The following is a 12888-nucleotide window of genomic DNA, read 5'->3' as shown; positions in this document are numbered from 1 at the left end:
CAACCTCACCAAGCGCATAACGGACGAGACCACCCCCACCTGGCGAGGAACCTATTAGGGCAGAAAGGGCAATCTACCTAGATCAAACGCCCTCTGAGTCATTGCCTGGGCGACGACCGGACCGAGGCGCCGAGTGGCGACCCGGTCAATTTCATCGAAATTTTCCGTGTACCGTTTCGCGAAAGTCCCAAAAAGCCTCCGCAGGGCGAGGCCTGCGATTCCCAGCGGAACCATTGCCGCTGAGATGACCAGCAAAAACACATCAGAGGTGTTTCTGACGAGTGTGTTCCAGTAGCCGAGGTCCGAGGGAAGGGCGACTGTTCCGGTATCCTTCGGGTCGTACACGACGGTCATGGCATAGCCGATGCTGACCTGATGTGTCTTAAATGCCAGTGGCGATTCAACGGAATGCACGCCGGATGGGGTAAAGCGTACCCAGCAGGTGACAGACAACTCACCGCCGTCTTCTTCGTGGAGAGCCTGCTGGCATCTCGTGACAGTCGCTTGGGTCTGGACCCCCCGACCCCTCAAGGTGGATGTCACCTTGGAATGGTTCGGCAGGACGAACACCGTGATCATGACGAAAGCGCAAAGGCCCACAACGATCATGGAGATGGACATGATCGTAAGGTATCTGAGCAGATTGCGTGGATGCGCGGGCTTGGTGCTCATCGGCTCCCTGACGTGATTGGAAAGGTCGGTACTGGTCTACCCCGTTCATCACAGGCGTGATCGCTTCGTGCCGGGCCATTTGGCCACAACCGGCAGCTCTCCCGCCGTCGTACGAGACGGCATGCCTGCCCGGCAACATGCCCACTGCCGATGCTCAGGGCTGGCAAGACTTCTGAGGAGGCTTTCCCTGCCCATCATGTGATCCTTTCCGGCCGGGACGGTCCGTGACCGGTCGCCAGGGCTGCCGACCAGTGGTTGGCAGCCGTGCCATGACCGGCCCACATCGTTGTGTACGGCTCCGGGCCGGACAGCCGGCGCAGTGGCGCGAGCAGGCGTGCGTACCGATCGGGTAGCAGGCCGTCGATCGCAGCGCTGTACCGGGCGTCCTGGACCGTCTCGTGGTGCAGCAACGCGGAAAAGGGACTGTGACAGCCGCAGCCCGTCGTCGGGCGGCTCCCACCCCGCGTCGCCGCCGATCCACCACCGGTGCACCGGGCGGTTTAGCTGCGGGGGAACGGTCGGGCGCGGCCGTGCCGGGCGGTGAGGAAGCCGACGAATTCACGGCTGACATCGAGGAGTTCGCGCATATGGGTCAGTCTGCCGAATGCACGCGGTCCGCGCGGTCGTGCAGGTCGTGGTGAAAGCGGCTGGCTCCTGGTTCGGTGGCATGTGGCCGGGACCGTGTTCGGCCCCGATCCGGTGCGGGGCCGGATGCCGCCCTGTACCTTTCGGTTGTGTGGCCCGGCGACACCGTGTCGCGGAAGAAGGCGGAAGAAGTATGTCTTCTGACGATGCGCAACGGCCACTTCTTCGCAGTGCCTGCGGCCCCGCACGGCGCGATGGCCGTGGCATCCCGAGGCCGCTCCGTAATCGGTTCAGGGATTGTTGAACGTGACCTCCGGTTCGGCCGACGTTGGACCGTCCAGCAGCGGCTGGGGGATGCCCTTCAGCTGCTGATCGAAAAAAGCTCCTAGGTACGCCCGGGTGATTTCCATCGAGCGCCTGCCGGAGAGGGCCTGTGGCGACTGTGCGCCGGACAGGCCGAGTTCGTCCAGGAAGACGGGGATGTCGGAGAAGCTGGAGTGGTTCGTACCGGCGACGGTCAGCCAGCGTTTCCAGCCGTCCAGCCGGTTCCACGCTGTGTCCCAGCTCGCGTCCGTGCCGCCGGGACGGTGCGTCTCGTCGTCTGTGCCGAGCATCATGAACGGCCTGCCACCGAGTCCGTCAGCGGGCACGGCGGCATGGAAGGCCCCGTCGATGTTGACGCCCGCCCGGATGCGGCGGTTGCCCGCCATGGCCGCCGCCGCGCTCGCACCGCCGACCGAGTGACCGGCCATGCCGATCCGGTTCCTGTCGATCAGGCCGGCGTACCGCCAGGTCGGGCGGGGCCCGGCGAGCCGGTCCAGGACGAAGGACACGTCCTTGCCCCGGCTGGCGGTGACGGCCTCCATGTCCTGCTCACTCTGGGCCTTCGCGCACGCGACGCAGGTCAGCATCCGGCCACTGGGGAAGGCAGTGCCGACGGACTCGTAGGCGTGGTCCACCGCGGCGACCACGTATCCGCGGCTGGCAAGTTCCTCGGCGAGGCCGGTGAGGGTGAAGCGCGAGACGCCGAACCCCGGGGAGAGCACCACCAGGGGATACCGGCCGTGGGAGGGCCGGGCGTTGACGCGGCCGCTGGTGGCCGTGGCGCTCAAGGTCTCGGCGGGGAAGACGTCTTCCAACCCATAGTTCTGCAGGAGCAGCCGGGCCTCCTGCACTGTGGCGTACGGCGCCGACGTACTGCTGCCGGGGAGCGCGGGGTAGAACATGCCGACCATCAGCTCACGAGCCGCATCCGGCACCCACGGATCCCGGCGGGCACGGTCGACAAGGTGGAGGGTGTCGCGGCCGACCGTGTACGGTCCGGTGGGGCGGAGGAGCGATGTGCGTGTGTCCGTGTCGCTGTGGACGAGGGCGGCGGGCGCATGGGTCGGGGCCGCAGCGGCCGGCCACGCGGCGGCGGGCGGCAATGCGAGGGCGAGGGCGAGGGCGAGCAGGGCAACGGTCGGTGTTACCGAAGTTCTGGGCATGGCACGGGACGCTAGGTGCCGCGGCCGGTCCGGCACATCAGCCCCCAGTCGCATCCTGGTCACCGCCCCGTCCCGCCCTGGCGAAACCCCGTGTTCCAGAGCCGGCCCCAGGTCGAACTGCCGGCTACCGCTGTCTCACAGCCGGTCGGTGGTTCCGGCGTTGGCTGCGGCGAGGGCGCCCGGTGCGCCGACGTGTACATCTGCAGGTGTAGGGGTGTCCACCTGCGGATGCAGTTCTGCGACGGTGAGTTCAGTCCGTGGGTTCACGTGTCTCACCGGGCCGGAAATCTAGCGTGGTGGTCAGTTGACGGAATCCAACCCAGACGAGGACATCCGATGATCGAAGCCCACGGGCTCACCAAACGCTATGGAGACAAGACCGCTGTCGCGGGTCTCGGTTTCACCGTCCGGCCTGGTGTCGTCACCGGATTCCTCGGGCCGAACGGTGCCGGGAAGTCCACCACGATGCGGATGATCCTGGGACTGGACGCCCCGACCGCCGGCCAGGTCACGGTCAACGGAAAGCACTACGCCGCGCACCGCGCACCGCTGCATGAGGTCGGGGCGATGCTGGAGGCCCGGTCGATCCACACCGGTCGTTCCGCCTTCAATCACCTGCTCGCGCTGGCGGTCACCACGGGCATACCCCGCAGCCGAGTGAACGAGGTGATCGACATCGTCGGGCTGCGGGAGGTCGCCAGGAAGAGGGCAGGTGGCTTCTCGCTGGGCATGAGCCAGCGGCTCGGTATCGCCAGTGCCCTGCTCGGCGACCCGGGCACCGTCGTCCTCGACGAGCCGGTGAACGGACTCGACCCCGAAGGCGTCCTGTGGATCCGGAACCTCCTCAAGGATCTGGCCGCCGAAGGGCGCACAGTGCTGGTCTCATCGCATCTGATGAGCGAGATGGCGGTGACCGCCGAGCACCTCATCGTGATCGGGCGCGGTCGGCTGATCGCCGACACCTCGGTCGAGGAATTCACGCGGCGTGCCGCGCGCAATTCAGTGCTCGTACGCACCGACGAGGCGGAGCGTCTGCGTGCGGTGCTGGCCGGGCCGGGCGTGGCGATGGCGTCGCAGGAGCGAGGCGTGTGGGAAGTCACCGGGCTGAGTAGCCGGCGGATCGGCCGGGTCGCCGCCGACAACGGGATCGCACTCGCCGAACTGACCCCACGTCAGGCATCGCTGGAAGAGGCGTTCATGGAGCTGACCCGCGACGCGGTCGAGTACCACACTCCGGACCGGCTTCCGGTAGGCGTGGGCACCGAAGGACGTGTGGCATGACCACTGATACTCTTCCCCGCCCTCCCGCTGCGCGCGGCTACCTCACCCGGACGCGGGTGCTGCACTCGGAGTGGGTCAAGCTCCGCACTCTGCGCTCGACGTTCCTCACATTGCTCGCCGCCGCCGTTGCGATGACCGGGATGGGCCCACTCTTCTCGGCCGTCACTGCCGCCCACTGGTCCGACATGAGCGCGGCCGAGCGGGCGGCCGTCAACCCGACAGCACTGAGCCTGATCGGGTTCTTCCTGGCGCAGCTCGCGGTCGGCGTCATGGGTGTGCTCGTAGTCACTGGCGAATACTCGACGGGCATGATCCGTGCGACCTTCTCGGTGGTACCGCGCCGATTGCCGGTGCTGTGGGCGAAAGCCGCCGTCTACGGGGCGGTGGCCTGGGCGCTGATGACCGCCACATCCCTGATGGCCTTCCTGGCCGGCCAGACGCTGATGTCCTCCACGGGCGCTGGAGCCTCGCTGAGCGACCCCGGTGTCACTCGTGCCGTCCTCGGTACCGGTCTGTATATGACGGTGGTGGCGTTGTTGAGCGTCGGGATCGGCGCCCTGGTCCGCAACACAGCGGGCGGCATATCGACCGTCTTCGGCCTGCTGCTGGTCCTGCCGGAACTCGTCAAGGCTCTCCCGTCCTCCTGGGCCGACCAGGTCGGCCCGTACCTGCCGAGCAACGCCGGACACGCGCTCGCCGTTCTCCAATCGGACCCGAATACCTTGGCGCCGTGGACCGGATTCGCGGTCTTCTGCTTGTACGCGGCCGTAGCCCTCGCCGGAGCCGCAGTGGCACTGAAACGGCGGGACGCATAGTGGCCGGCGTGGATACGGCCGGATCCGGCGGCGGGCTCGGGTGGACGCGCGGGGACGCCGCGCCCCGACGGCCCGGACCCCGGAGCACGTCACCCCTGGGACCCACTGCAGGGGTGCGGCCCCTCGGCCCGTCCGGACCGGGCATCGGATGACCGAGACCGCGCCCGCCACCACACCGGCCGGGCGGCCGTGGCGCACCCTGATCGGGCGCGCCCGGCCGCTGCCGGCGCGCGCTCACCTGCCGCCCGTGGGGGTGGACGCACTGCTGGTGACCGTGCTCTTCATCCCTACCGCCTTCGTTGTCCGCATCGACCTGCACGACCGCCCGTGGCTCCTGGTACTCCAGGCGGCCCTGCTGCTGCCCTTGCTGTGGCGGCGCCGGGCGCCGTCGGCGGTGTTCGCCGCAGTGGCTGCGGCGGCCCTCGCCCAGTGGCTCGCCGACGTCCAACTGCCCGCCGACATCGCGCTGCTGGTCGCCCTCTACACGGTGGCCGCACGCTCCAGCCGCCTGCAAGTGCTGCTGGCCGGTGTTGTTTTCGAAGCGGGTATCCTGATGGCATCCGTGCGCTGGTCATCCGAGGGGAGATTCCTCGGTGCAGCCGTGGGTCTGACCGCCATGGCCACGGCCGCCACCGTCATCGGTACGAACATGCGGACCAGGCGTGCCTACCTCGCGTCCATGGAGGACCGGGCGGTAAGCCTGGAGCGTGAGCGCGACCAGCAGGCTCAGCTCGCGGTGGCCGAAGAGCGGACCCGTATTGCCCGCGACATGCACGACAGCGTCAGCCACAACCTGTCCGTGATGATCGCGCTCGCCGACGCCGCCGTCTTCGCCCAGTACCGCACCCCCGACCGGACGACCACCGCCGTGCGGCAGGTCTCGGACACCGGGCGACAAGCCCTCACTGACATGCGACGATTCCTCGGGGTCCTGCGTGCCGACGAACCGGATGCGCTGCGCCACCCGATGCCTGACATTGCCCAACTGGACTCTCTCCTCGACCAGGTGCGCGCGGCCGGGCTGCCGACCCGCCTCCGCATGGAAGGCGATCCTTCACCCGTCCCCGCCGCCGCACAGCTCACCGTCTACCGCCTGGTTCAGGAAGCCTTGACCAACACCCTCAAGCACACGCCTCCTGGTACCCGCGCCGAGGTTCGGGTGCTCTGCTCCTCCGAGACCATCGTCATCGACGTCACCGACGACGGCCACGGCCGTACCGCGCGGGCTCCCGGCCCGCCGCACGGGCACGGAATCCCGGGCATGCGCGAGCGCACGGCTGCCTACAGCGGAACACTGCGAGCCGGCCCGCTCCCGGACGGCGGCTGGCGGGTCTCGGCCCGCATCGACCTGCGCACAGCCGGGACCGGTGCCGCGTGACGATCCGCATTCTGCTCGCCGACGACGAACCACTGTTGCGCATGGCGTTCACCATGGTCCTGGAGGCCCAGCCGGACATGGAGCCGGTGGGAGAGGCCGGGGACGGCACCGAAGCCGTGCGGCTCGCACGGCTGCTCCGCCCCGATGTCGTCCTGATGGACGTCCGTATGCCCGGTACCGACGGCATTGAGGCGACCGGCCGGATCATCCGGGACCGCCCGCAGACCCGGGTGCTCATCCTTACCACCTTCGACCTCGACGAATACGCCTTTGCCGGACTCAAGGCCGGAGCAGCGGGCTTCCTCCTGAAGAACGCCCTGCCCGCAGAGCTCCTCTCGGCGGTCCGGAGCGTCGCCGCAGGCGATGCGGCGCTCTCCCCGCGGATCACTCGCCGTCTGCTGGATAACTTCGCCCACCAGCTCCCCACCGACCACAGTCCGGCGGAAGACGAACGTCTGGCACGGCTGACAGCCCGCGAGCGCCAAGTACTTGTCGAGGTGGCCCGCGGCCTGTCGAACACCGAAGTCGCCGCCGCCCTGCACCTCGCGGAGGCCACTGTGAAAACGCACCTGAGTCGGTGCCTGATGAAGCTGGAACTACGCGACCGGGTCCAGGCCGTGGTCTTCGCCTACGAGACCCGGCTCGTACGCCCGGCATGAGAGCGGTCAGGCCACCGCATCCACCGTCTCACGACGCTGTCATGCAGCGCCCGCCGAGTCGGTTGGCCGGGTGGTGGCCGCAGCGTGTACTCAGGCGACCTCGGCGCCGTCGACCGGTTCGAGCTCTGCTCGGGGCCGCCGGCTTCGAGGGGGCACAGGGCGAAACAGCGCGGAGGTGTGACCTGCGGCCACCGCTTGGTGGTGGCCGCGCCTGTGACGCTGCGTTTCATCTGGGCGGTTGGGTAGGAGAGTCGGCCACGGTCCTCGTCGCCCGACGCTGTGACGGCTCTCGGTCGTCACCTGCCGAGCAGGTCCCGGATCGCCTGGAGCACGGCGTCGACACGGCGCCAGTGGATGGAGGCGTGTCCGGCGCCGTCGACGAGGCGATTCTCGCCGCGCGGGACCGACGCGGCCAGCGCGTCGTAGAGCCGTCGCTTACCCTCGATCTCCTCGCGCAGCAGCGCCTCGGATTCGCCGATCAACACGGCTTCCTTGAAGGCGTCGATGCCCGTCGCGGTGAGGACGATCAGCGGCACGTCGGGCAGCGGTCCAGCCTGACGCATCTCGTCGAGGAACTGGTTGCGGTACTTCACCAGTGCATACCCATCCCAGATCCACTCCGGGCTGACATGACTTTCGATGAGCGGCTCGCGGATCTCCTTCGGCCAGTCCGCCATCTCCTGCCCGAACAAGTCGCGGTAGAGCTGGACGGCCTCGGCGGGCAACTTGTCGGGCATCGCCTGGTCAGGGTCGAATGCGCCGCGCATCTCGTTGAGCTGCTGGGGCATGTGGTGCTCGACACCCCCGCCGTCCGCACGCTCGCCACCGCCCTCGCTCTCAACACACCACAGGACACTCACGTCCAGACCGCCTACGAACAGATCCACGCCGCCTGGACCACAGCCGGGATCCACTGACCACCATTGCCCCGCCCGGCCACCAGCAGATGCCGGTCAGGCGACTGGCGCGAACATGGGGAGATGCTCGTGAACGAAGGCGTCGAGTGTCCGGGCGGGGCGGCCTAGGACGGTCTCCACGGTGTCGTTCGGGGACTCCGGACTCGCGATGGCCAGTTGCTGGATCTCCACGACATGGCTCGCGAGCCAGTCCGGCATGTGCGCGGTTCGGACGAGATGGCCGTGGAAATCGTCCGGTGGCAGGTCGATGTAGCGGACGGGCCGACCCGTCAGCTCACCGAGAAGATGAGCGAGTTCCGGATGGCTGAAGGCCTGCGGGCCGGTCAGCGCGTACGTGGCCCCGTCAAGGCCGGGCCGGAGGAGGGTCTCCGCGGCAACGTCGGCGATGTCCCGGACGTCGATGTAGTTGCAGGGCACGTCGCGCATCGCCCCGATGAGCACGCCCTGGGCAACCGCCGGAGCGTTCAGGAGCAGCTTCTGCATGAACGCATACGGCCGAAGCAGCGTGGCCACCATGCCGGTTGCCGCAAGGTGTGCCTCAACCCGCCAGTGCCCGCGCGAGACGGCGACCGGTGAGTCGGGCTCGGCTGCTGGGGCAGAGAGTTTGACGACGTGCCGTACCTCGCACGCGGCTGCGGCGTCTATCGCGTTGATCTCCAGCGCGACTTGACGCGGGCTGTTGGCCATGGCGAGGAACAGTTGTGTGGAGCCGTCGAACGCGGTGCGGAGCGCGCGGGGATCCGCGGCGTCCGCACCGACGACCTCGACCGGCGTTTCCACACCAATCGCGGCGCGCAGTTTGTCCGGAGTACGGCTGACGGCACGGCAGGGGATGTCCAGTTCGATCAGGCGCCGGAGCAGCGCGCCGCCGGTGGCGCCGGTCGCGCCCATGATGGTGATCACAGTGTGCCCTTCGTGGTTTTGGTGGGTCCAGGGAATCGGGTGGAGATCGGCCGGGTCACTTCTGCTGCCGGGATGCCATGCCGTGCCATCGCCAGGTGACGATCGTGGTCGCCAGGGCGGCCGACAACGGCAGGTCGATCCGCAGCCGCTCCAGCCACCCGGCATCGGGCACCGACGTGTGTGACGGCAACCAGCCGGACGCGAACCACCCGGCCAGGCCCGCGATTCCGGCAGCGGCAGTGCCGAGTCCGATGGTGATCACCGGACGCGGCACCGACGTCGTCCATTGGCGCGGCCGGGCCCGGCGGTGCAGCCACCCGCCGACGATGAAGGCCACCACGGCCGACGTGGCCCCGATGGAGGTGAAGGCGGCCATGGTCAGTTCGGGCTGCCCGCTGAGGACTCCGCCGAGCCCGGCTGTGAGCGCGGGGGCCAGGTAGGCGACTGCAACTTCCTTCCAGAGCGTGAACGGGCGTGCAGCGAAACCGCGCTTGGCGGCCTTGTTGCGGGTAAGACTCACGTGCACTCCTCAAAAAAGTTATTAGCGGCCTAACTATTTGGGCATAGAGGGACTGCCACCCAGAAAAGGCGGCCGTTTCTCGTGCGGTGCGGGACGCTACTCGGCGGTCAGCGCACCGATCCCTTGCGTAATCCGTTCCAGCAGGTCCAGGAACAGCCCGCGTTCGCTGGCGGTCAGTCCGCCGACCAGCGCCTGGAGGCGCGCGAAGTGGTCCGCGGCCATATCACGCAGTCGCTGGGCACCGCGCGCCGTAAGCACGACCACCGCACCCCGCCTGTCCTCCGTGGACGCGCGGCGGGTCACGAGGCCCTCGCGCTCAAGCCCATCCACCAGGCCGGTCACCGTGGCGCGCGAGACGCCAAGGCTCTTCGCGAGCCGCGACGGCGACTTCTCTCCGTCGCTGTCCTCGAGGTCCACCAGGAGGCGGTAGCGCCCGGTCGACAACCCAAAACGAGAGAAGTGCACTTCGGACGCGCGGTCCAGCCGCACCCCGGCAGCCATCAGGCGCACCGCCACAAGCACCGCCTGCGGGTCGGCATCAAGCCCATACCGCGCGATCTGGTGCCGCGCCTGATCAAGCGTGGGCACAGCGCCGGGGTTCGCATCCTCGTCACTCATAAAATTAATATGGCAGCTAACTACATACCGGTCAAGCCACGTGACGCCACCACGACGGCCGCCCCACCGACTCCACGCGGGCTACCACCACGGCGGGCCACATGCCCGTCAGCCGCCTCGGCGTCGGACTCGACCTGCTGGATCTGACCGGCGTTCGCCGCAGTCGTCGACGAGTTACTTCCAGGTAATGAGGGCTTCGATCCGGGGCAGGACGCTGCGCACGTTGACGTCGATCATCCGGTCCCACTCGTCGGCCAGTCGCGAGAGCGGCATGATGCCCCACGTCGTTGACGGCCGTGTCGCTCGGCGGCATCTGCCTTTCCGCCTGCGGCCTCGACCTCGTGCGCGACGGCGGCCGATCCCGGCGGGGTCTTCCAAGCTGTGGCCATGGCTCGATGCGGGTGCCTGAACGGTGTCTGCGGCAGCTGCGGGACGTGCCGTTGAGCGGGCACGAAAAATACAGCAGGGTTGCCATCGCCACCAACGAAATGCTTTTGCGCGTGCCGTCGTCCGGATGATGAGGTGGCACGGTGACCAACCATGATGAGGCGGCAGCTGTTCGACCGTTGACACTGGCTTGGGTGAGCCGACACCTGGAGGTCGGCGAACGGATCGTCAGAACCGAGGCGCTGCACGGCGGCATCACTGCCGAAATGCGGAGGCTGACCATCGGCACGCGGGACGGAGGCACTCGTCACCTGGTGCTGCGGAGTTTCGTCGACCCGTTCTCCGTGGGGCAGGCCGAGGAGTGGCTGAACAGGGAGGCTGGCGCCCTGACCCTGCTCGCGAGGACCGGCGTGCCGGCTCCTGGTCTGGTCGCGTTTGATCCGACCGCCGCGCATTGCGAGTATCCATCGCTCCTTATGACACATCTGGCGGGCCGGACGGTCCTCGACGATGAGGGATTGGAGGTGCGTGTTCCTCTGCTGGCCTGTCAACTCGTGGCGATCCACGCGTTGCGACCCGCCGAGCGGCCCCGGGAGTATGTGGCGTTGACGACCGCCGACACCGTCGTGGTTCCGAAGGGCGCCGACGCGGCGGCGTGGGCCGCAGCGATCGACGTGATCCGCAAGCCCGCGCCGCCCTATGAAGGGCGATTCCTGCACCGGGACTTCCAACCCGGCAACGTGCTGTTCGACGTGCCGCCCCCAAGCCCGGCAGGTCCCCGGATCGCCGGCGTCGTCGACTGGGCAGCGACCTCCTGGGGCCCGGCGGATCTCGATGTGGCGCACTGCTCCACCAATCTCGCGCTACTGCACGGCCCGGCGTGGGGCCTGCGGTTCGCCGAGGCGTATGAGGAAGCCGGCGGGGTGCTGGCCGCGGCCGCGAGCGAGCGGCTGTACTGGCAGGTGCGGGACGGACTGGCATGCTCAGAAGAAGTGCGGTTGGTGGCGCAGCCATGGCGGGAAGCTGGGAGGACAGAGCTGACGACGCGAGCCGTGGAGGAGCGGCTGGATGCCTACGTCACTGCCCTGATGGACGCGCTGGGCTGAGCCAAAGCAGCCCGGGGCACGGGCACGGCGGCGAACCGCCATTGCCCGTGCCCTACCTCGATTCGAACAGCGGCATCGCCCGCCGTGGCCACTCCCCAAGATCCGTGCCAGAACCTCTTTGTGAAGTCACTTCTCGATGGCATTGGGAGGCACCCGCCGAGCCTGGACTTCGAAATCGACGACCACGGGAGGCGCCGCCGGCCAAGACCCGCCTGTCGGCTATGGAGCCGGACCACCGTGCCACCCGCCCCCGTAGCCAGCGCCTTTGTCCCTTGACCGCTTGATACCGACGGCGGACGGCACCGGCCGACACCGCCGAGCTCCGTCCGAACTCGGGTTCTGGCTCAGGTTCTGTAGTGAAGGTCCAGTCCTGGGGCGCTCGCGTGGGGGAGCATCATGAAGCACTGGTGCGGAGACCGGTGTGAGGAGCCGGTACCAGGACACGGTGTCGTCCAGCCACTCACGGCCCAAGACGTGCTGAGCGATCACCTGCCCATTCCCGGACAGCACCGCTCCTGCACCCTCGTAGACCGTTTCGGTCGGGATCGGGCCCATCATCCCGGTGTCCTCGTCGAGCACAGCGTGCCTGGTCGGCCTGGTGATCCGGACGGTGTCGACCATGACCGCGGTCTCAAGGCGCTCCCGCTCGATGTCGATGTCGATGTCGATCGGAGTGCTCACGGTGTGACCACCTGCGTGTTCTGATCAAGGAAAGTTGTCCGCACAACAGCCATGGTGGACGTCTCCCCCAGGTCCAGAACCCGCCAGGTCCGTCCCACCGAAGCCGAGTCATCGACGTGCGCCTGCCCCTCCAGGTGCAGAACGATGCCGGGCCCACGTTCCGGGAAGATCACCCCCGGCCTGTCGTAGATCACAACACCCCGGGCCAGGGTAATACATCCCGGTCTCCTCGTTGAAGACCGGTTCACCCGGTCTGAATATGCGTACGGTGTCGGTCAAGATCTTGCGTTCGACCAGGTCACTGACGGCCCCTAACGTCAGCCCTGCGGCATCGGTTGTCATGATCACAGGCTACGACTGAGCACCGACAGTTCCTCACGCCTACGACTGCATCCGACACGCGATCATTTAGACGTCAACCATGCCGCGTCTGCCATTACTTGACGGTTTCAGGTCAAACGCTAGTTCCCCTCATTGCCCACACGATGCGCACGGTCAAGCTGATGCGCGCCCGCCGGTACAACCGGTGCCAACAGATGGGTGAAACAGTGAGAAAGTCCGTCATCTCCCTTGCCGCGCTTGCCATGCTGGCACTGCCCCTGGCAGGCCAAGCGACAGCCTCGCCAACGGGGATCCAGGGGGCCGAATCGGAACGCTGCCCCAAAGAAGTGTGGGTAGGGGGAGACCTTGCATGCACCATCAGTTACACGGGGTCCAAGTGGTACAACGGCGACTGGGTTGCGCTTCACGCTACTGCTGACAACCTCTGGGTCAACGGGTACACTGTCAAGCCCCGGGTTTCGTGGAGAGTGAGTTAGCTGGTTTTCTGGAGTGATGCTGGGGGTTGGGCCGCGTAGTGGGCGGCTTCGTGCTCGGCGG

15 protein-coding genes are annotated in these 12888 nt (G+C 67.7%); 6 read left to right on the top strand and 9 right to left on the bottom strand.

What is annotated here, in order from left to right:
- Window positions 1-54: 54 nt before the first annotated feature.
- From ACFVX4_RS40390 to ACFVX4_RS40380, 3 genes are all read right to left on the bottom strand, one after another.
- On the bottom strand, window positions 55-672 hold the full coding sequence (locus ACFVX4_RS40390) for a DUF3592 domain-containing protein (RefSeq protein ID WP_389987994.1): 618 nt from the start codon (window positions 670-672) through the stop codon (window positions 55-57).
- 875 nt (window positions 673-1547) lie between these two features.
- On the bottom strand, window positions 1548-2744 hold the full coding sequence (locus ACFVX4_RS40385) for an alpha/beta hydrolase family protein (protein WP_389987991.1): 1197 nt from the start codon (window positions 2742-2744) through the stop codon (window positions 1548-1550).
- Window positions 2745-2879: 135 nt separating this feature from the next.
- Window positions 2880-3011, bottom strand: coding sequence for a hypothetical protein (locus tag ACFVX4_RS40380; RefSeq protein WP_389987988.1), 132 nt, complete (start codon window positions 3009-3011; stop codon window positions 2880-2882).
- Window positions 3012-3080: 69 nt separating this feature from the next.
- On the opposite strand from ACFVX4_RS40380, the gene ACFVX4_RS40375 reads away from it, so the two are divergent.
- The 4 genes from ACFVX4_RS40375 to ACFVX4_RS40360 all read left to right on the top strand — a co-directional run bounded on the left by ACFVX4_RS40375 (window position 3081) and on the right by ACFVX4_RS40360 (window position 6877).
- Window positions 3081-4025: an ATP-binding cassette domain-containing protein gene (locus ACFVX4_RS40375; RefSeq protein ID WP_389987984.1), complete on the top strand. Its 945-nt coding sequence runs from the start codon at window positions 3081-3083 to the stop codon at window positions 4023-4025.
- The gene (locus ACFVX4_RS40370; RefSeq protein ID WP_389987981.1) at window positions 4022-4840 is read left to right on the top strand and encodes an ABC transporter permease; all 819 of its coding nucleotides are present in this window, start codon (window positions 4022-4024) and stop codon (window positions 4838-4840) included. The genes ACFVX4_RS40375 and ACFVX4_RS40370 overlap by 4 nt, the downstream gene beginning before the upstream one ends.
- A gap of 148 nt (window positions 4841-4988) precedes the next feature.
- On the top strand, window positions 4989-6218 hold the full coding sequence (locus tag ACFVX4_RS40365; protein ID WP_389987979.1) for a sensor histidine kinase: 1230 nt from the start codon (window positions 4989-4991) through the stop codon (window positions 6216-6218).
- The gene (locus ACFVX4_RS40360) at window positions 6215-6877 is read left to right on the top strand and encodes a response regulator (protein WP_389987976.1); all 663 of its coding nucleotides are present in this window, start codon (window positions 6215-6217) and stop codon (window positions 6875-6877) included. The genes ACFVX4_RS40365 and ACFVX4_RS40360 overlap by 4 nt, the downstream gene beginning before the upstream one ends.
- 296 nt (window positions 6878-7173) lie before the next feature.
- Here the strand turns inward: ACFVX4_RS40360 and ACFVX4_RS40355 are convergent, their stop codons facing one another.
- Complete coding sequence (locus ACFVX4_RS40355; protein WP_389987973.1) at window positions 7174-7665, bottom strand: hypothetical protein; 492 nt, start codon at window positions 7663-7665, stop codon at window positions 7174-7176.
- Window positions 7666-7668: 3 nt separating this feature from the next.
- Here ACFVX4_RS40355 and ACFVX4_RS40350 point away from each other — a divergent pair, with 3 nt between their 5' ends.
- Window positions 7669-7794 (top strand): hypothetical protein, encoded by a 126-nt coding sequence (locus ACFVX4_RS40350; protein ID WP_389987970.1) that lies wholly within the window; start codon window positions 7669-7671, stop codon window positions 7792-7794.
- Window positions 7795-7830: 36 nt separating this feature from the next.
- Here ACFVX4_RS40350 and ACFVX4_RS40345 read toward each other — a convergent pair whose 3' ends face one another.
- From ACFVX4_RS40345 to ACFVX4_RS40335, 3 genes are all read right to left on the bottom strand, one after another.
- The gene (locus tag ACFVX4_RS40345; protein ID WP_389987967.1) at window positions 7831-8697 is read right to left on the bottom strand and encodes an NmrA family NAD(P)-binding protein; all 867 of its coding nucleotides are present in this window, start codon (window positions 8695-8697) and stop codon (window positions 7831-7833) included.
- 55 nt (window positions 8698-8752) lie between these two features.
- Window positions 8753-9217: a hypothetical protein gene (locus ACFVX4_RS40340; protein ID WP_389987964.1), complete on the bottom strand. Its 465-nt coding sequence runs from the start codon at window positions 9215-9217 to the stop codon at window positions 8753-8755.
- 96 nt (window positions 9218-9313) lie between these two features.
- Complete coding sequence (locus tag ACFVX4_RS40335) at window positions 9314-9835, bottom strand: MarR family winged helix-turn-helix transcriptional regulator (protein WP_389987961.1); 522 nt, start codon at window positions 9833-9835, stop codon at window positions 9314-9316.
- A gap of 530 nt (window positions 9836-10365) precedes the next feature.
- On the opposite strand from ACFVX4_RS40335, the gene ACFVX4_RS40330 reads away from it, so the two are divergent.
- The gene (locus tag ACFVX4_RS40330) at window positions 10366-11328 is read left to right on the top strand and encodes a phosphotransferase family protein (protein ID WP_389987958.1); all 963 of its coding nucleotides are present in this window, start codon (window positions 10366-10368) and stop codon (window positions 11326-11328) included.
- A gap of 219 nt (window positions 11329-11547) precedes the next feature.
- Here the strand turns inward: ACFVX4_RS40330 and ACFVX4_RS40325 are convergent, their stop codons facing one another.
- Both ACFVX4_RS40325 and ACFVX4_RS40320 read right to left on the bottom strand, forming a co-directional pair.
- Complete coding sequence (locus ACFVX4_RS40325; protein WP_389987955.1) at window positions 11548-12009, bottom strand: DUF6093 family protein; 462 nt, start codon at window positions 12007-12009, stop codon at window positions 11548-11550.
- A complete protein-coding gene (locus ACFVX4_RS40320) occupies window positions 12006-12203 on the bottom strand; it encodes a hypothetical protein (RefSeq protein ID WP_389987952.1) in 198 nt (65 codons plus the stop codon). Before ACFVX4_RS40320 ends, ACFVX4_RS40325 begins: the two co-directional genes overlap by 4 nt.
- Window positions 12204-12888: the final 685 nt, after the last annotated feature.

The sequence above is a fragment of the Streptomyces sp. NPDC058240 genome (assembly GCF_042882135.1).
Lineage (GTDB): Bacteria > Actinomycetota > Actinomycetes > Streptomycetales > Streptomycetaceae > Streptomyces.
This window is presented reverse-complemented; position numbering and strand designations above follow the sequence as displayed.

Coding starts and splice junctions, on each gene's coding strand:
- ACFVX4_RS40365 (WP_389987979.1), top strand. CDS start 4,989: ATGACCGAGACCGCGCCCGCCACCACACCGGCCGGGCGGCCGTGGCGC.
- ACFVX4_RS40385 (WP_389987991.1), bottom strand. CDS start 2,744: ATGCCCAGAACTTCGGTAACACCGACCGTTGCCCTGCTCGCCCTCGCC.
- ACFVX4_RS40335 (WP_389987961.1), bottom strand. CDS start 9,835: ATGAGTGACGAGGATGCGAACCCCGGCGCTGTGCCCACGCTTGATCAG.
- ACFVX4_RS40375 (WP_389987984.1), top strand. CDS start 3,081: ATGATCGAAGCCCACGGGCTCACCAAACGCTATGGAGACAAGACCGCT.
- ACFVX4_RS40355 (WP_389987973.1), bottom strand. CDS start 7,665: ATGCCCCAGCAGCTCAACGAGATGCGCGGCGCATTCGACCCTGACCAG.
- ACFVX4_RS40390 (WP_389987994.1), bottom strand. CDS start 672: ATGAGCACCAAGCCCGCGCATCCACGCAATCTGCTCAGATACCTTACG.
- ACFVX4_RS40370 (WP_389987981.1), top strand. CDS start 4,022: ATGACCACTGATACTCTTCCCCGCCCTCCCGCTGCGCGCGGCTACCTC.